This is a genomic window from Paenibacillus peoriae (assembly GCF_022531965.1).
Taxonomy (GTDB): domain Bacteria; phylum Bacillota; class Bacilli; order Paenibacillales; family Paenibacillaceae; genus Paenibacillus; species Paenibacillus polymyxa_D.
Map to the genome: position 1 here is coordinate 751,285 of NZ_CP092831.1, position 18,611 is coordinate 769,895.

Sequence of the window (18,611 nt, forward strand, 5' to 3'; positions counted from 1 at the left end):
GCACAGTCTATTATAGTGAACAGGGAAGTGAAAGAATGCTACAATGAACGTGGTGATGAAAATTGACAAAGAATATATTTTTGCAAATTTATCAGGATTATTCGGGACAGATCCAGACAGGCGAATTGGCTCCAGGCACGAAAATGCCATCTGAAAATGAAATGGCCCGGGAGTATAATACTTCTCGCGAAACCGTACGTAAGGCACTCCACTTGCTTGCACAAAATGGGTATATCCATAAAATAAAAGCTAAAGGCTCTTTTGTTCTGGATATGGGGCGGATGGATTTTCCTATAGGAGGACTGGTCAGTTTCAAGGAAATGTCCGAACGGATTGGGCGTACATCACGAACAGTTGTACATGAAAATCAACTACTTCCAGTTCCAGATGACATAGCCAATCATCTTGAGATTGATAAAGACAAGTATTTGGTCTGGAAAGTCGTTCGTGCACGTGAAATTGAAGGTGAATGCGTCATACTGGATAAAGATTACTTTCGATCAGACATTGTACCTGTGCTTACTGAGGAAATTAGTCGTGGATCCATCTACGAATATTTGGAGGGAGAGCTCCATCTTCAAATCAGTTATGCCAAAAAAGTCGTTTCCGTAGAAAATGCAGACGAAGAAGATCATAGGCTGATGGACCTTCAGAATTACACTCATGTGGTTGTAGTACGTAACTATGTTTATCTGGAGGACACCACATTGTTCCAATATACTGAATCAAGGCATCGGCTGGACAAATTCCAATTTGTCGACTTCGCCAGACGTTCCCACGGTGGAGACAAGAGAGCAGATTTTTTGAATAACGATCAATAATATAGTTATAAGAAACCCCGTCTTTTAAGACGAGGGTTTCTTTTTTACCTTGGATGCAACTGCTGAGCAGCTTGTATACTGGCATTTGAGGGATTTGAATTTGCGTTTTATCCAAAAGCTGTTTATAGAATATTAAAAGGTTATATACTGTTTTAGAATACAATTCCATGATCAATACAATGGGAATGAGGTGTATGTTATTTATGTATAGAGTAGCTATTTGCGATGATGAGCACAAGCAGAGAGAACTTGTTAAAAATATGCTGATTACTTTGTCGATAAAGACCAGTATAGAATTTAAAGTTGAATTATTCGACTCAGGAGAACAGCTAGTATCTCATTATCAAAACCATGAGTCTCCATTCCATATCTTAATATTAGATGTTGAAATGAGTGGCATGAACGGAATCCAAACCGCCCAAAAAATAAGGAGTTTAAATCACCTGGATGAACAGATTGTTTTTTTAACGAGCTACCCTGAATATATGGTGGAAAGTTTTGACGTAGTCACATTTCAGTATTTAATAAAACCGATTGCTCCCCATATCTTTGAGGAAAAAATGATAAAGCTGTGTCAATATTTTCAATCTCTCGATAAAAAATTCGTTATCATCAAGTCAGCTTATGAGGAAGTGCTTTTAAAATATGATGATATCATTAGTATTGAAGTGGTCAAAAGCTTAACCATAAAAAATAAACTGCATTTTGTAACCTCTACTCAAATCTATGATAGCAAAGGGATTCTTTCGGACTATGCTTCAGCATTAAAAGGACATAATTTTCTACAAATTCATCGTTCGATTATTATAAACTTAATTCATGTGAAAAAATTTGCTGGCGGTGATGTTTTGATGTCAAATGATGCGAAGTTACCTATTGGGCGTTCTAAAATAAAAGAAGTTAAAGATCTATATACCAAATTTATGATCATGAAGATGCATTAATATGATGGAATATAACTCCCTGCTTCTTAATCTTTGCGTTGTCCTTGTTATGTGCTTCCAAGTGAATTTTTACTTTAACTCGGTTTTTGATAAGTCCAATCGAAAGCCGAACAGATTCGTGTACTTCATTATTTTTGGGTTGCTGGATTCCTTATATTTAAGTGTTTATTTGGCTCCTACGATATCTTCGATTTTAGCATTACTTGTCATATTTAGTTTAGCGCAATCGTATACAGTGGAAATAAAGACAAAGATCATTTTTTCTATCCTTTATGCTGTATTGATAACTATCGTTAATTTTATATCTCTTTATATTTTATATGCTGTAGGCTCCGTTGAAATTAGCAACTTTAGCCATTTGAGTGAACAAGACCACTTGATATTCTCTAAGGTTATGTTACTCAGCTGCATTATCATGTTTGCTGTCATTCAGATTATACGGCTATTTGCCAAACGAAGAACCTTCCCTTTGCAGCATCGTTACTATATTTTATTTTTAATCGTTCCCATCATAAGTTTATACCAGGTCAATGTTTTATCTGTTTATAGTGAAAAGAATATGTATTATTTTGGTTCTATTATTGGCTTTATTTCCTTAAATGTTTTTATCATATATATTTTTGATAATGTCATTGAAAAATTTCAATTAATGCATGAAAATGCTCAATTACAAGATCAAATGGACTACCAAGATGCCAATTACGAAAAAACGGTTCACAGCTTCAAAAATATAAAAAGAATCATTCATGATACACACCAACAGTTTTTGTATATTGAAGAATGTATCAAGAGAAATGAATTGGCTGAGGCGAGTGAACATATTAAGGTTACCTTAAATAAAATCGAAGGAGCATATCAAAGGGTTAATACCGGTAATCTGGTTATAGATGCCCTTGTCACGAATAGTCTTAATATTGGACAAGCCAATGGCATAAAGGTAGATACCCAACTTAACTTATATTCACAGAAAGTAAATATTGAACGTTATGATTTATGTGTAGTTCTAGGGAATATGCTGGATAATGCCATAGAAGCATCTAAAAAGGTCAAGATTGCGGATGACAGGTACATTCTTATTAAAATACATTCCAATGAGTCCGCGCTTTTCATTCACATCCTTAATCATGTGGAGAATGAAGTGGCTCATTTGCATAGTCAAAAATCAAACCCGGATGTTCATGGCATTGGCTTAACCAATATATCTAGAATATGTGACAAATATGGTGGGAATATGACCATTGAAACGAAAAATAAAGTATTCAATAATATGGTTTTATTGCCATTTTATAAGGACATTCCTTAGACATCATGTTGTTTAGGGATTGTTTTTTTCGTTTAAGGGTGTTTTTTTATATAGAATCCTCGTTCATTGTATGATCAGGTCAGTAATAAAATCTGGTGAAGCTATAAGAGGAGGAAATATGGAATGAAGAAAATAATAGCTGTGTTCGTTTCTGCTATGCTTTTTGTACTGCCGATGACGAATACTTTTGCTCAAGGCACTGATGAACCTATCAAGGAAAAGGCTCGCAGTCTGGCCTCGGAGCTGGTATCCAAATACGGTGTTAGCGGTGTGCAGTATGCCATTATGGATCATGGAAACATCGTATTATCGGATAGCGTGGGTGTAAAGAATAAAGCAACCAACGAGCCGATCACCAAAGATACGATGTTCGGTATAGGCTCTACAAGTAAAATGTATGTATCGGCTGCAACGATGATGCTGGTGGATGCCCATAAGGTAGATATTGATCAGCCGCTAACAACATACATTAAGGACTTTAAAATGTCTGATGAAAGATACAAACAAATTACACCGCGTATGCTGTTAAATCATTCATCAGGTCTTTATGGTGCTCACTATAAAAATAGTATGTTATTTAATGACAATGATACAGAAAATCATGATGAGCTCTTGCTAAGGTTGCAATCAGAAACTTTAAAATCAAACCCTGGCGAATATTCCGTATATACCAATGATGGATTTCAATTGCTTGAAATATTAGTTGAGCGGGTGAGCGGTCTAAGTTACACCGATTTCCTGGCAAAGCATATGAATACCCCTTTGGGTTTGAAATCTACCAAAACACCTCTCGATCAATTTGATAGACAAAAGCTGTCCAAAACTTATTTTCCTGCGATTGAGGGGGCCTTACCGGTTGAAAATGCCAATGTCATCGGGACAGGGGGCTTATACTCCACCGCAGAAGAGGTGGCTATGTTTTCAGAAGTGTTAACGGGGAACAGACCCGATATTCTATCTGCACAATCGGCGAAGTCCATGCAAAGTCATGAATATCGAAAGGGAATATGGGTACCTGAAGAGACAAACAGCTTTAATTATGGACTTGGTTGGGATGCGGTTCAGTTGGCACCGTTTAGTGATTACGGAATAACTGCGTTATCTAAAGGTGGGGATACTGTTTTGTATCACTCTACTTTGATCACCATACCAGAGCATCATATTTCTATGGCTGTGCTTTCATCTGGAGGGTCTTCCATCTTAGATAGTATTTTTGCTTCTAACATTTTATTGGAAGTTTTAAAAGATAAGGGCATCATTAAAGACATCATACCTGAGAAAACATTTGAGCCTCCTGTAAAGGTGGAAATGCCATCTGATTTACTTTCTTATTCGGGATTATACGGTTCTGTGGGTACAACCATCAATGTAGAGATTAAAAACGGTGAGTTTGATTTACCTGCTTTTTTGGATGGATTCGTCCCGGCGCAAAAATATGTGTATACAGGCAATGGACAATTCAAAAGCAGTGATGGCAGTGTAGCCATAAGCTTTGACAAACAAAAAAACGGGAAAACGTATATTAAGGCTAACCTATATTTAAACTTTCCGGGATTAGGTCAAATGGTTATGGTGACTTATGAATATCAAAAGCTAGATGCCAATCCTGTAAATCTCACAGTTAAAAAGGCATGGGAAAACAGAAACGGGAAAAATTATTATGCTTTGGATGAAAAGATATCTTCCATATTTTATCTGGCCCCCTCATTTATAACGAAAAAAATATCCGTTGATCATGATGGGTACGCAAGTGGTACTAAAATTGTGGATGAGAATAAAGCAGTAAATGCCGTTGAGATTCCTGTTATGAGTGGAAGAGATGCATTTGATCTGAATTTTAATACCAAGGATGGTTCGGAGTATTTAACCATAGATGGACAATCCTATATCAGTGAAGATGCTGTTAAACCTATCTTGGGAGGAAAATCAGTGTATACCATACCATCTAATGGCCAAGCCACATGGTATAAAATAGATAAAAACTCAGCCGATAAAACGATGACCGTTGATTTTCCAACAAGCGGAGGGTTCGCTGTCTATGATGAAAACGGAGCGGTTGTACAATTTTCAACTGCTAGCAATAACAATTCGGTTGTACTGCCCAAAGGTGGCTTGATCGTTTTGGGTGGCAATGCAGGGGATGTATTTAAAATCAATTTGAATTAAGTGTGTAGCCGCTTCTGGAAATTCAGGAGCGACTTTTTCATTCAGCAGATGAACCTAAATCCGTAATGGATAATTTTATATCAAAGGTTACGGGTGTTTTGCTGAATTTGTAATCCCAATTATCCTTTACCTTTTTCCACACCTGCGGTTTCTCAATATGCAAATGGTCACCAAAACCGGCAACATCGACTTTATATTCTGACTGTAATTTGTGCATAAGAGACTTAATCCTGCGAGTCACTTGTTTTTCAAACTCTTTCTCAGCCTCCTTCATGTTTTGTGTCTCAGTCGGGTCCGCTTTATCATCCCAGTTTTCGATTAAACGTCCTTTGGATTCAATTTTTACGTGAAACGAGATATCGTTGCCTTCGGTTACTTTAGTTGTTATTTTGCTTTTTACCGATTTGATTTCGTAAGTGATAGCTTCATTCCGCTTGTCATATGTTTTTACAGCTCCGCCCTTAACATCACCTGTAATCCATCCAATACTCTCCACGTCTTGTTGGTCCAAACTGCCTATCCAGTGACCGGTATCTCCTTTAATAATACCAGCACCTGAAAATTCCAATTCCCCATCGGATTCAGTGATGTTTTGCAATATATAGCTTTTTTTGGAATGCATCATCCCATCCAATTCAGACAAATTGACCCCCCTCATTACCTTGCTGGTTCTGAAATGGTTACGAAGCATATACAGAATATGAATGGATGGGACTTCTTCCTTATATTTGGTAACTAAAGTACTAGCTGCTCGTCCCTTGCTTAAAAAGACCAAACAACTCGGGCGAATATCATTATCACGAAGCGCAAAATCCATCAATTGCTGCATCGTCTGTTCTTTCGCCAAATCGGTGGCAACCACCATGACCTTTAGATGGTGGCCAATAACGGGGCGATCCAAACGGAGAGAGAGCTGCCGGAAGATTTCAAGCAAAGAATCTCCTGTGCCAGTTATGTTGTTATAGTTTGGCTCTTGTCCCCCTCCTCCGCCTTGTTGGTTTGGGCTTCCAGATGATTTTTTGGGGACGATTTGTACGCTGGCCGTAATTTTATTTTTCTTGAAGTAACGGCTACCTTTCTTCTCCAGATCCTGTTCCAATGGAGTGAGCTCCCCCTTATCCAGAGAAAGTCCTGTATATATGCTAAGTTCCTCTACTTCTTTGCTGCTCCAACAACCGACTTGAGTCACCAGAAGAATAAAGGCAAGCAGTACAGATAGGATAGGTCGTCTACACATTTTGCTTCATTCCCTTCTTCCTGATCATGAACACAATGGAGAGAAATACCGGAATCAAAATAAATAATAGGATTCCCATATATCCGATCGCATCGCCCAGGCTAAACACTTCCATCATACGAACAGGAGTCATTGTGGAGATAAAGATTAGCGGGATTAAACCGAAAACCGCATAACGATATTTAAAACCAAACACCTGTGAAACACCTAAGGATGCATTGAAGAAAAAACTGCAGGAATTACAAAACATTTGCATCATCCAGATCACTAGCAGTGGAAACTCTAGACGTTCAAAAAGAAATCCAGGGATTTCAAAACTGCGCATCAAATTAATGGTAGGCCAAGTACTTGTCACAGTGGAATCTACCGATAGCCCGCCGATCACCATAACTACGGTCAAAAAGTACAAAATTAAAGGGATACTGATCCCCACTACCATGGCCTTAAATGCCTTCTCGGGGTGCTGCATAAAAGCGACCAGTGTCATGACGACTTCACATCCACTGAAAACAAGGATAGTTGATTTCAGCCCCTTGATGACGGGCAAAACCCCTTCACTCAATACGGGACGAAGATGATCAATTTCAAAAATCCTTAAGCTAAAGAGAAAACAAAAAAGCAGAAAGAAAAGACTGATTGGAAGTACAATCTGGTACAGTCGCACGATGGGATTAATGCCTCCAAAAACTAAATAACTCCCTACCCAGATAAATGGAATCACAATCGCCCAGATGGGTGTGCCTTCGAGTAGAAAAAACATGGTCACTTCAGCTAACACACGTATTTCAAAGCCGGCAATGATTATAAAGTATATAATCAATAGCACGCTTAAGATTCCTCCCGGAACAGTGCCTACAATTCTTCTGGAGTATTGGTATATGGTGTTTCCGGGAAACTGTTGACTTAATTTCACCATGACCCAGACGACGAATATGACAATACCTCCACCGATGAGGACAGAAAGCCATGCATCAGGAGTCTGTACTTGTTCAGTTACACCCCTCGGCAGTGTCAAAATCCCTGCGCCCAATACGGTATTGGTCAGGAATACAGCCGCCTGCTTCGTTGTGATCTTGTCATCAGAGCGTCTAAACACAGTAGCTCCTCCTTCGTCTTGGCATCATGGTCTACGCCTTTTTTGCTGCGTTTTCATCATAACAGGTCTTCGTTTCATTAGAGATATAGGAGCTCGGATGTACATATCTTTCAAGTCGCTTAGACGCATCGGGGAAAAGGGAGTCACATATGGGACGCCGAAGCTTTTCAATTTCGTCAGATGGATACAAATCAACAGAAAGAACAATATGGTTCCGAGCATCCCCAGGATTGCTGCAAAGAGCATGCCGACGAAACGCAGTAGGCGCAAGGTAATGCCCGCACTGTATGTCGGTATCGAAAATGAAGAAATGGCAGTTACCGCAACCACAATCACCAGGAAGGGGCTGACGATGCCCGCATTTACAGCAGCGTCGCCGATGACCAAGCCTCCCACAATGCCCATTGCAGGACCAATGGGTTTGGGCAATCGGATGCCGGCTTCCCGCAGGATTTCGATCGAAATTTCCAGAATCATGACTTCAATGACGGAAGGAAAAGGGACGCCTTGACGGGTCTGAATGATGCTAATGACCAGCTTGGTCGGAATCAAACCGGGATGAAATGAAATAAAAGAGATATACAAAGCAGGGCCCATCAGCGCTATGAAAGCTCCAAAAAATCTCAGCAAACGTAAAAGTGAACCTGGAATCCAGCGTTCATAATAATCCTCGGGAGATTGAAGCAGCATACTGAAGGTCACCGGGACAATAAGTGCAAAGGGAGTCCCGTCCAGAAGAATGGCTATTCTTCCTTCCAGTAATGCATTAATGACACGGTCGGGTCGCTCTGTGTTGTGAACCTGCTGGAACGGACTTAAATAATTGTCTTCGATGAGTTGCTCCACATAACCGGATTCAGCCAAAAAATCCATATCTATTTTTGATATTCTGCGGTTTACTTCTTCAAGAAGATCCGGATTCACAATATCCTTGATGTACGCGACAACCAGATCCTTTTTGATTCGGCTTCCCACTTGAAATTTCTTCATTTCCAGACTTTTATTTAAGCCCTGGCGTCGAAGCATCGAAGTATTTTCACTTAATACTTCCGTAAAACCGATTCTGGGACCCCGAAGTAGTGCTTCAGAGGTTGGTTCATTGACGGAGCGAATGGCGCCATTAGGCGAGCCTACCAGTAGTGCTTCCTTCATTCCTTCAATTAATAAGGCAGTATGACCTAAAAGGATGAACTCGTGCAGTTCCTCCATACTGGTAACTTCACTAATTTGCGTAAGTGGCATCAAGCTATCTTTTATAAAAGAGCTACTTATACTTTCCGGCTGTTCCTGTTGGTCCTGCTGGCCCTCAAACATCAAGACCTCCAATACCTGATTGCTCATAAGCTTTTCATCCTGCATGCCTTCTATGAAGACTAATACGGACCGAGCATGAAATTTTTTCAACATAAACTCACGAAAATGCACATCACTATTTCCGCCTATAGACTCTCGGATCGAATTTAAATCGGAATCGTAATTCCCTGTAATTTTAGAGTTTGGTTTATTCTGTTGATCAAGGTGCCCTTCGTTATTTTCATCGGAGAGCGGCCGACCGGAAGAATGTTTGGATTTCGCTCCCTTACTACCGACAAACGAATAAATCGAGGTGTTTATATAATAAATCCCTAAAGGAATAATCAACGCGAGGCCTGCTTGAAAGAGTATACTCCAGCTCGGAATATAAGAAATTATTTTAGACCACAAGATGACCACCTCCAAACGAATCAATTCTAAGATACAAGTTGTCCCTAAAGTATTCCTTATAAAGGTTGTATTTACACATGAACTGGAAAGATTCGTTCGATGACCAGAGCAAATGATCATCAACTACACTATTTTTAAATCTAATCATTACGGCAGATCTCACACGAAACACTTCTGTTGTTGTTATAGAGCTATCTAGCACTGAGAGCCAGTGTAGAGAATGGAGCAAAATCCCTTGAAACGGAATAGGGAAATCCCTAAATATTCTTAATTTTAACTACATTGTGATTCTAGTCACATATAGCTCTATCTGCTGTATTAAAATAGAAGCATAAACAATATTCATTAGAAACGTAGAGATGTCGTCGGATAGGAAGTAGCGTCGAATGAATGGAGGAACCGGTATATGATAAACAGTAAAAAGAAGCTTGTGGTTATAGGGAACGGGATGGCTGGTATCAATACGGTCGAACAAATTTTAAAATTAACAGATAAATATGAAATTACAGTCCTGGGAAGTGAGCCGCATCCGAACTATAACAGGATCATGCTCTCTTATGTGTTGGAAGGTAGTAAAACAATAGATGATATCATACTGAACGATTTGCAATGGTATGCGGATCAAGGGATTACTTTATATACAGGAAAAATGGTTAAAAGTATCGACGGTGAGAACAAGAAGATTCTCACCGAAGACGGACTGGAAATTGATTACGATGTGGCTTTGGTGGCTACTGGTTCACAATCGTTTATTCTGCCTATTCCGGGTAAAGAATTACCGGGAGTTATTGGTTTCCGAGATATCGCCGATTGCTCGGCAATGCTGGAAGCGGCAAAGACCTATAAAAAGGCCGCTGTCATTGGTGGAGGTCTGTTGGGGCTGGAGGCAGCTAAAGGCCTGGTCAATCTGGGGATGGATGTTACGGTCGTTCATTTAATGGAAGATTTGATGGAACGTCAGCTAGACCGGGAAGCCTCTGCGATGCTAAAAGCAGAACTAGAACGCCAGGGAATCAAGTTTGCTATGCAAATGCAAACTTCGGAGGTGTACGGTCAAGATCGGGTACAAGGACTGCGGTTTTCTGACGGAAGCGAGCTGGAAGCGGATTTGGTCGTTATGGCGGTTGGGATCAAGCCTAATATTCAGGTAGCTGTGCAAAGTGGTATGGAAACGAACCGTGGTATTGTAGTCGATGATTTGATGAGAACCTCTGTGCCGGATGTATATGCTGTAGGGGAATGTGTTGAACACCGCGGAATCTGTTATGGTCTGGTAGCTCCGCTGTTTGAGCAGGGAAGTGTCATTGCCAAACATTTGGCAGGCGCGGAAACTGAAGGTTATATGGGATCGGTGGTTTCCACCAAGCTCAAAATTTCAGGGGTGGATGTTTTCTCAGCTGGCGAATTCATAACCCAGCCTGAACATACGGTGATTGTAGCAAAAGATGAGTGGAAGCGGACCTACAAAAAAGTGCTGCTTCGTGAAAATAAGATTGTTGGAACTGTACTGTTTGGCGATGTGAGTGAATCTGCTAGCCTGCAAAAATATGTACGTCAGCAAACATTGATGACAGATGAAATATATGGACAGCTCATGGGTACTGGATGCAGCAATCACGGGTCGAAAACATCATCCGCTGAAACGATGGCCGATGATGAAATTGTGTGTGGCTGTAACGGTGTAACTAAAAAGGCCATTGTTGATGCAATTAATGACAATGGATTGACTACAGTCGATGAAATTAAGGCATGTACCGGAGCAACTCGTTCTTGTGGAGGATGTAAGCCGGTCGTGGAGCAGATTCTACAATATGTTCTTGGAGACAGCTTCAAGACGTCAGCCAAGCAAGGAATATGTAGCTGCACAACATTGAGCCGGGACGAGATTGTGGAAGCGATCAAAACCAAAGGGCTGACAACTACGCGTGAAGTGATGAATGTACTGGGTTGGCATAATGATGAAGGTTGCTCCAAATGCCGGCCAGCGCTGAATTACTATCTGGGAATGATTAACCCGGATACCTATGAAAATGAGGGAGATTCCCGTTTTGTAAATGAGCGATTGCACGCAAACATTCAAAAGGATGGAACGTTTACAGTTGTTCCTAGAATGTACGGCGGTGTAACGACCCCAGAAGATTTGAAGAAGATAGCAGATGTTTCTCTTAAATACAACGTTAAGGTCGTTAAAGTAACAGGAGGACAGCGGCTTGATTTGATCGGTGTCCGTAAAGAGGATCTGCCTAAAGTATGGGAAGAACTCGATATGCCGTCGGGGTATGCCTACGCGAAGTCACTTCGTACGGTTAAAACCTGTGTTGGATCGCAATTTTGCCGGTTTGGCACACAGGACTCGATGGGAATGGGAGAAGTGTTGGAACGGAAATTCGAACGACTGGACTTCCCGGCAAAATTCAAATTAGCGGTTAATGGATGTCCACGCAACTGTGCGGAATCATGTACCAAAGATATCGGAATCGTAGGTAATGATGGGGGCTGGGAGATCTTTATCGGTGGTAATGGCGGTATTAAAGCACGGTTGGCTGATTCACTCTGTAAAGTGAAAACCGACGCCGAGTTGATTGATATTGTAGGTAGCGTAATGCAACTCTACCGCGAAACAGGACAATACCTGGAACGTACTTCGGAGTGGGTGGAACGGATCGGTCTGGAAGAGATTCAGAAAGCAGTCGTTCAGGATACAGCTAATCGCCAAGCTTTAGTAGAACGTATCGAATTTGCACTGCAACAGGTCGAAGACCCTTGGAAAAAGATCATCAATGATGAGGATTCACGCAAGAATTTATTCGAGGTTGTCACCCCGTCTATTGTGTAATTGTATCTAAAATGCCTGAGGAAGGGAGCAATCAAGCAAATGATCAAAAATGCCGAATGGCTTGTCGTCGGTCACAGTAAGGATTTTCCGATCAGAATAGGACGTACCATCCACATCAAAGGTGTCGAAATTGCTGTTTTTCGCACTTCGGAGAATGAGCTTTATGCCGTTGAAAATATCAATCCTCATCCCAAAAGAGGTCCTCTTACAGAGGCGATAGTATCTGGTCATTATATCTATGATCCTTTATATGACTGGAAAATTGACCTGCAGACAGGCATCGTTCAAGAGCCTGATCACGGACAAGTTAAAACGTTCGCTGTTTGTGAAGAGGGAGAAGAAGTAAAAATATCGCTCGAAACGGTTTAGTTCATCTGATGGAATACAAATAAAAAGGGCTCAACAGGACAATCCTGTTGGGCCCTTTTCGGCTTGGATCAGGTAATGGTAATGCCTGCACTCGCATAACCCACCACGGTGTTGAGGAGGGAGGCTCCTGTAGCCGTTGCTGAGAAGACCATAAGTAGACGGGTCTGCGCGGTTACGGGTATAGCCAATTCGGTAGTAATACCACTAGAGATCGTTCCCAAAGCAACAATGTCAGTCAGTGGGGGAGTCAATATAACGGTAGCTCCGGGAATCGCTGTGAAGGAATTATTAGGTGTTGGGGAACTAAACAACTGGGCAGTAATGCTAACGGATGATGCTAAGAGGGTCAGAGCAGCTGTTGTACTGAAGTAACCAGCAATAGAGGTAATTACGCCATCCCGTGGTACGGAAAAAGCAAAGTTAATAAGCGGTCCTACAAGCGTACCTGTGAGGTCAATGGTATCGCCTACGAGGCCAATACCTGTAGCTGAGCTTCCGAAGCCGATCAAACTTGTGGTTCCTACCAGCCCACCAAGAACAGTTGTCAGTGTAGCAGGCCCTCCGGAAGCAAACGGGATGATGGCTCCCGAGCCGGTGGCTCCGGTAATCCCTGTAACGCCCGTAACACCCGTGGCCCCAGCGGGTCCGACAGCGCCAACCGCGCCCGGTAGACCATCGGCTCCCGTAGCACCCGTAGCGCCGACTGGTCCGGCAGGGCCTTCCGGTCCAGCGGCCCCGATAGGCCCAGCGGGCCCAGCGGCGCCCACAGGTCCAGTCGCTCCAACAGGTCCCGCAGGTCCGTCAAGGCCCACAGGTCCGGCCGCTCCGATAGGTCCTGGAGGTCCTTGTGGCCCTGGTCCACCTGCTGGTCCAGGCGCACCGCCGGGTCCCACCGGTCCTGGAGGCCCTGGAGGCCCTGGGGCTCCTTGTGCACCGGGCTCCCCTGACAAGTATGTTTCACCTAATACGTTGCTAACCATCGTTCCAGTGATTCTGATCGCGTTGATTAAGCTGTCCTTAAGAGCAGGATCGAGGGATTCTTGTAAAACGATGGACAATAGCGCATCCAGCAATTGTTGCAGTGCAGTACCTACGCCGATCGGCGAGAAAGGTGTAGCTTCTAACGCAACAATAGCAAGCTCCAGCGCTGCCAGTATGTCTGCCTTGGCCCCGCCGCGAAGCCTTAAGCTTTTCGCCAGAGACAACAGACGTCTTAAAACCTGTTGCAAGGAAGATACATTAGCCGCAGAAGGGTTTGCGAACACGATGGGGATAATCGCGGTCATTTCATTAATCAGCCTGAGAAGATCTTCGATACTTCTATTTACTCTTGTTGGTTTACAGTCTTCATCTTTTTTTGATGCACCACTGAACCTGAACGGTTTTTTATGTTTCATGCTCAAATATCTCCTCCTGATCGTTCTTCCTACAGTAGAGGTGACAGGTGGTTCATCGCCCCGTTTCGCAGATACTCATAATATATTTTCTGAAGCGAAAAGGGTGAATGACCAAGCAAAAATGATTGTTGAAGGCTCGTTACATAAAATACACATAAAAAATACGGCCCCCCGAAAAGCTTGGAGGCCGCGTTGTATTGGCTATACTCATCTGATCTATGAAACTTGAAAATTCTTATTTAAGCATACGTACTAACAGTTCAGCCATCTCACCTCTGCTGATAGCCGCTTTTGGCTTGAGCGTTCCATCTGGATAACCGCTGATCCAGCCGGAGGATACTGCATTTTGGAATGCTGCGGAGGCCCATGCTGAAATCTGCTGCTCATCCTTGTAGGATTGCAGTGCAGTAGTGCTGGAAATGGATGTCTGATTCTGCATCGCGTGTGACAGGATCACCATCGCCTGTTCACGGGTAAGGCTCTCATCAGGTCCGAAAGTTTGAGCGGTTAGCCCTTGAATCCATCCCTGACGGTAAGCAGAATCCACAGCTGATCCAGCCCAGTGTCCCTTCATATCTGTAAATGAGGTAGAAGGGCTCTCATCTCCAGCAGTTCCCAATGCTCTGGTCAGTATGGCTACAAATTCTGCACGGCTTACAGCGCGCTCAGGACGTATGTTGCCGTCTTTATAGCCTTGTATCCAGCCTTTGTCTGCAAGAGATTGCAAGGACTTCGCTGCCCAATGGCCTTGTACATCTGGCCATACTTGAGCTAGCTCTTGCGAATCTGACGAATTAATTGAGTCATTTGGCACACGGCTATGATCGGTTTGAGGCTTTGCATCTGTGGCGATGGCAAAGGTACCTAACTCGGTCGTATTCAGACTCACACCCGACAAAATTCCTTTTGAATCCATTACAGCAGTACCTTTTAGAATCTCACGCTCACCATTCTCATGAATAACAAGAATGGAGAACTGGGGCTCTGCATTGTGTAACTCACCTAAGGATTCGTTATCCAGCGGTAGAATGATGGTCGATGTCCCTATCACATTGGCCTTGATGTCTGTAACCGGACCCATCAGCGTCAGGCTGGATTGTTGCTCAGCCCAATCACGGATCTGCTGTGCACGCTGTACATCTACCTGCTGGAATGACAATGTAACGTCCTGCTGACCTGAGGCCATGCTGGTTAAGGTGTCACTGGATATCCTCAGTGTTCCATATCGGGATATTACCGATGCACCCATCTTATCCCACTTATTCAGTAAAGAATGAGGAAGGAGAACACGACTCATTTGTTTTTCCTGCTCCAAACGAATGTCTGCGTATGCTTTGCCCTCACGAAGTGCTTGCTGTATCTGCTCATCCAGAAATGCCGGCGAAGGAACAAAGAGGGAGAACTCTTTCCCTTGTTCGGAAAATCCGATCTGTGGCACGAAAGTAGATAGATCCTCAGTCTTATCTTTGTTAGATTTGCCTGTATTCGCAATTACCTTGGCAGGAACGGTGACTTCTATGGCTTGCGTCAAAGCATGAGAACCATCACTTACCCTCATAACATCCAGCATGATAGTTACAACGGAAGGAGTACCTGCTTGAACAATAGTTCCGTCTGTACGCACGATGTCTGGCTGGCTACTGCTGCTGATGGTCACACGGAAACCATCAGGTACAACAGGCAACCTGAGCAATGTATCACTTGTTGTAGGAGGTGTTATGCTTGTGATGGAATCGGCAACGCGCTGCGCGGTTAACCCTTGCGGATACACTAGCCCTGACGGAGCGCTCTTCATGCCATTTACGTTCTGTAGCACATAGTAGGTGGCTCCTTCAGGAACGGGTATAAATGTATATCTACCCTCTCCGGAAGCAATTCCTTCCGCTATAAGCTCCTGCTGAGCATTGTACAGCTCAAGCCGTGCGTTCGGTAAGGCGCCTGTAACGATCACAGAGGCTATATCCTCATTGCCTGCTGCGGCTGTAACAGCACGAGGCAGCACGTTTATATGGCGTTCTGCAGGCTCTGCCGTCCAACCCCCGTTGTCGCTATAAGCATAGTTCAATACATATACACCAGGTACATTTGTATCAACATTCCCGCTACCTGAAAGCTCAGGGAGCAGGATATTGCCGTAAACACTGTCCAGTACGCTGGCTCCTGGATCAGTGAAGCTGTCGCCGGTTTCCAGAACAATTGGATTACTGCCGTTCAATCGTACGTAAGGTGTATTCGGCAATGCCTTCAGCACTGTGATCGTGAATGTTCTTTGTACAGAAGCTGCACCTTTAGAAATAATGGCAATTAATTGTACATTCGCATCACCGTCTGTATATTTAGGCCGATTCACCTGACCACTATTGCTGAGGATATCCGGTTGATCCGAAGACCAGTCAATCTGGGTGTCAAATGCTCCTGTACGAGGCAGAGCAATGGAATCCTTAATCCCTTGCGGATAATCCAAATTTAGTGTATTTGCTGCCAAATTTACGGCTTCATCAGCACTTACGGGCAGTGCGGGCACGAGCAGGCTGAATGTTTTTCGCAGCTCAACCCCGCCTCGTGACACAACTGCTTCCAGCGTGATGGTCTGATCGCCTTGCACATAGCTTGGGAATGTTACATGCCCCGTATGATCCAGGAACTGGGGCTGAGTCGATGACCATGATACCTGAACACCATTCAATGCGTCTTTTGGCAAATATACGTCTCCGGTTACTGTAGTCATTGGCAACTCAAGCGCCCTGTATGCTGCGTCAACGGCTTCTGTATCGCTCATGGGCAGACGGAATACATGCGCAGTAAAATTCTTTGTTTTCGTTAAGCCTGCAAGTTGCAGGGTAGCCGTTAGGATAACGTCAGTATCTCCACTACTATAAGAGGGTCTGGTGAGTGTTCCATCTGATGCAATGACAAGAGGTTTGGACGAGGACCATTCGATCTGCGTACCACCATAACCGGATAATGGGAGAGATATATTTTCTGTCAGCGCAGACAAATCGCCAAGCGAGAGGGCACCTGCTGCTTGATCCAATGTATCATGTGCAGTTATCTTCGGTACGGTAACTTCGAAAGTTTGAGTATCCGAGGCGGTTCCTTTTGCAATCGTAGCTGTCAGTTTTACTTTTCGGTCACCCAGATCGTACCGCGGGCGTGTGACAGCCCCCTCATTCGTAATGACGTCAGGAGTATCCGAACTCCAGCTCACCGTCGTATCATTCAATCCAGTGAGGGGTAGTGTCAGATTTTGAGATACCGAATCAGCTGTATCTCCAGATGCAAAGCCTAAAGCAAGAGCGGCTTTTGCCTGTGCAACTCTCTCGGCATCGGTAAGTATAATCACTTTAACCTCTGAGGGAGTGCTCTCCCCTTTAGCATTCACAGCCTGAACCGTATAAATTGCTTCACCTGGCGGCAAGGCTGAAGTGTCTATGAATTGGGTTAAGCTGCCTGTATAGAGCGTTACGCTATCTCGTATGACTTTGTATGATGTTGCATAAGGAACAGCATCCCAGCTTAACTCCACTGTATTTCCATTTTTGGTTCCTGCAAAATGGCCCGGAGCCTGTGGAATAGGCAATTGCTCCCCATAAGCTGCGAATTCCATGATGGAAGTCCATTGATTGTTTCTTGCATTTCCTTGATCAATAGTTAATCGCAAGTATCGTGTAGTTACAGGGGCAATGCTCTTTTCAACATTAGAGCTTCCATTATTCTGTACGGTATCAACAGTCACCCAATTAATTCCGTTGCTGCTTGTCTGCAATCGGAAACTGTATGGATCACGTTGATCGTTCCATCCATAATGGACACCCATACCTGTAACAACGTATCGATCTACGATATACCAATCTCTCAAGTCTACCTGGATCCATTTCTCACCGTTGCTAGCTTGATACCAGCGGCTTGTTGGCTCGATTGACCCATCTACCGCTCTGGAGGGATCATAGGGTTGCGTGTAACCGCTTGAGCTTACAGGCTTGTGCAACACTACATTTTCCCAACCGGCAGCATGTGCCTCATTCGTCCCTATGAGCAGGAACGCACCGCCGATGAATGGCAGCAATGGAACCAGCAACCGATAGGGTTTCAATTTGTTGCGTGTGAAGTTATTGCCTTCGAGCACGCTATCACCTCTTCTTTATTAAATAGCACACTATTGAGCGTATTCATCTTATGGGCGGGACGGGTATGCCCCTTCGGTTGCGATGTAGTAGTTTACATTTGGCAACGGGGAAGCTCCGCGCAAGTCAGGCAATGCAAATGTGCTCATTCCATCGCCGCCAAAATTAGTGCCCAGCAGGCTAAATAATGCTGAATTCTGAGCAATGCTCAAGATCTGGCCCTCGCATTTTAGCCAACCTTTAGGAGCGAACATGTACGGGTACACCGTAATTTCCCCAATATAAGGCTCATAACCTGCATGTGCCTGTTTGGGACTGATTGCCGTTCCACCTAACAAAATGACCGCTAACAAACTCAACACAGCGGTTTTCTTCCAAAAATGATTCTTCATACCTACAACTCCTTTTTAGATTCGAATAATGGACCACGAATTCAACAAATTTGTGACATTAGTCATAGAATGAATAGATATTATCATGGATTTCTACATTTGACACTACAGTTCATCTATCAAATTCACCTTTTTATTCCTTTTGTGAGCAAAGAAATTTATTCCATCCCACCTATCGTCCATGCATCTTTTTTCTAATCCAGGTAAATCTATATACAAATC

12 protein-coding genes are annotated in these 18,611 nt (G+C 43.2%); 6 read left to right on the forward strand and 6 right to left on the reverse strand.

Annotated elements, in window-relative coordinates; all coding sequences use genetic code 11:
- Positions 1-62: 62 nt before the first annotated feature.
- The 4 genes from treR (at position 63) to MLD56_RS03415 (ending at position 5,234) form a co-directional block, all read left to right on the forward strand.
- Positions 63-821 (forward strand): trehalose operon repressor, encoded by a 759-nt coding sequence (treR, locus tag MLD56_RS03400; RefSeq protein ID WP_029515888.1) that lies wholly within the window; start codon positions 63-65, stop codon positions 819-821.
- Between the two features lie 203 nt (positions 822-1,024).
- Complete coding sequence (locus MLD56_RS03405) at positions 1,025-1,765, forward strand: LytR/AlgR family response regulator transcription factor (protein ID WP_029515887.1); 741 nt, start codon at positions 1,025-1,027, stop codon at positions 1,763-1,765.
- A 1-nt stretch (position 1,766) separates the two neighbouring features.
- Complete coding sequence (locus MLD56_RS03410; protein WP_029515886.1) at positions 1,767-3,068, forward strand: ATP-binding protein; 1,302 nt, start codon at positions 1,767-1,769, stop codon at positions 3,066-3,068.
- 123 nt (positions 3,069-3,191) lie between these two features.
- Positions 3,192-5,234: a serine hydrolase domain-containing protein gene (locus MLD56_RS03415; protein ID WP_029515885.1), complete on the forward strand. Its 2,043-nt coding sequence runs from the start codon at positions 3,192-3,194 to the stop codon at positions 5,232-5,234.
- 37 nt (positions 5,235-5,271) lie between these two features.
- Here MLD56_RS03415 and MLD56_RS03420 read toward each other — a convergent pair whose 3' ends face one another.
- From MLD56_RS03420 to MLD56_RS03430, 3 genes are read right to left on the reverse strand one after another with little or no spacing between them, the layout of a single operon-like run.
- Positions 5,272-6,471 carry a Ger(x)C family spore germination protein gene (locus MLD56_RS03420; protein ID WP_241113470.1) on the reverse strand — a complete coding sequence of 400 codons (1,200 nt, stop codon included), beginning with the start codon at positions 6,469-6,471 and terminating at the stop codon, positions 5,272-5,274.
- Positions 6,464-7,567: a GerAB/ArcD/ProY family transporter gene (locus MLD56_RS03425; RefSeq protein WP_029515883.1), complete on the reverse strand. Its 1,104-nt coding sequence runs from the start codon at positions 7,565-7,567 to the stop codon at positions 6,464-6,466. The genes MLD56_RS03420 and MLD56_RS03425 overlap by 8 nt, the downstream gene beginning before the upstream one ends.
- A gap of 24 nt (positions 7,568-7,591) precedes the next feature.
- Positions 7,592-9,271 carry a spore germination protein gene (locus MLD56_RS03430; RefSeq protein WP_029515882.1) on the reverse strand — a complete coding sequence of 560 codons (1,680 nt, stop codon included), beginning with the start codon at positions 9,269-9,271 and terminating at the stop codon, positions 7,592-7,594.
- A 406-nt stretch (positions 9,272-9,677) separates the two neighbouring features.
- On the opposite strand from MLD56_RS03430, the gene nirB reads away from it, so the two are divergent.
- Together nirB and nirD are read left to right on the forward strand one after the other, a co-directional pair.
- Positions 9,678-12,107, forward strand: a complete 2,430-nt coding sequence (gene nirB, locus MLD56_RS03435) for a nitrite reductase large subunit NirB (RefSeq protein WP_029515881.1) — start codon at positions 9,678-9,680, stop codon at positions 12,105-12,107.
- A gap of 39 nt (positions 12,108-12,146) precedes the next feature.
- A complete protein-coding gene (gene nirD / locus MLD56_RS03440; RefSeq protein ID WP_029515880.1) occupies positions 12,147-12,476 on the forward strand; it encodes a nitrite reductase small subunit NirD in 330 nt (109 codons plus the stop codon).
- 68 nt (positions 12,477-12,544) lie between these two features.
- On the opposite strand, the gene MLD56_RS03445 is transcribed toward nirD, so the two are convergent.
- From MLD56_RS03445 to MLD56_RS03455, 3 genes are all read right to left on the reverse strand, one after another.
- Positions 12,545-13,873: an exosporium glycoprotein BclB-related protein gene (locus MLD56_RS03445; RefSeq protein WP_029515879.1), complete on the reverse strand. Its 1,329-nt coding sequence runs from the start codon at positions 13,871-13,873 to the stop codon at positions 12,545-12,547.
- A 235-nt stretch (positions 13,874-14,108) separates the two neighbouring features.
- Entirely contained in the window at positions 14,109-17,999 is a 3,891-nt protein-coding gene (locus MLD56_RS03450) for an immunoglobulin-like domain-containing protein (RefSeq protein ID WP_029515878.1), read from the reverse strand.
- Positions 18,000-18,047: 48 nt separating this feature from the next.
- Complete coding sequence (locus tag MLD56_RS03455; RefSeq protein WP_029515877.1) at positions 18,048-18,389, reverse strand: phage tail protein; 342 nt, start codon at positions 18,387-18,389, stop codon at positions 18,048-18,050.
- Between the last annotated feature and the right edge of the window lie 222 nt (positions 18,390-18,611).

Coding starts and splice junctions, on each gene's coding strand:
- nirB (WP_029515881.1), top strand. CDS start 9,678: ATGATAAACAGTAAAAAGAAGCTTGTGGTTATAGGGAACGGGATGGCT.
- nirD (WP_029515880.1), top strand. CDS start 12,147: ATGATCAAAAATGCCGAATGGCTTGTCGTCGGTCACAGTAAGGATTTT.
- MLD56_RS03415 (WP_029515885.1), top strand. CDS start 3,192: ATGAAGAAAATAATAGCTGTGTTCGTTTCTGCTATGCTTTTTGTACTG.
- MLD56_RS03405 (WP_029515887.1), top strand. CDS start 1,025: ATGTATAGAGTAGCTATTTGCGATGATGAGCACAAGCAGAGAGAACTT.
- MLD56_RS03445 (WP_029515879.1), bottom strand. CDS start 13,873: ATGAAACATAAAAAACCGTTCAGGTTCAGTGGTGCATCAAAAAAAGAT.
- MLD56_RS03420 (WP_241113470.1), bottom strand. CDS start 6,471: ATGTGTAGACGACCTATCCTATCTGTACTGCTTGCCTTTATTCTTCTG.
- MLD56_RS03410 (WP_029515886.1), top strand. CDS start 1,767: ATGATGGAATATAACTCCCTGCTTCTTAATCTTTGCGTTGTCCTTGTT.
- MLD56_RS03455 (WP_029515877.1), bottom strand. CDS start 18,389: ATGAAGAATCATTTTTGGAAGAAAACCGCTGTGTTGAGTTTGTTAGCG.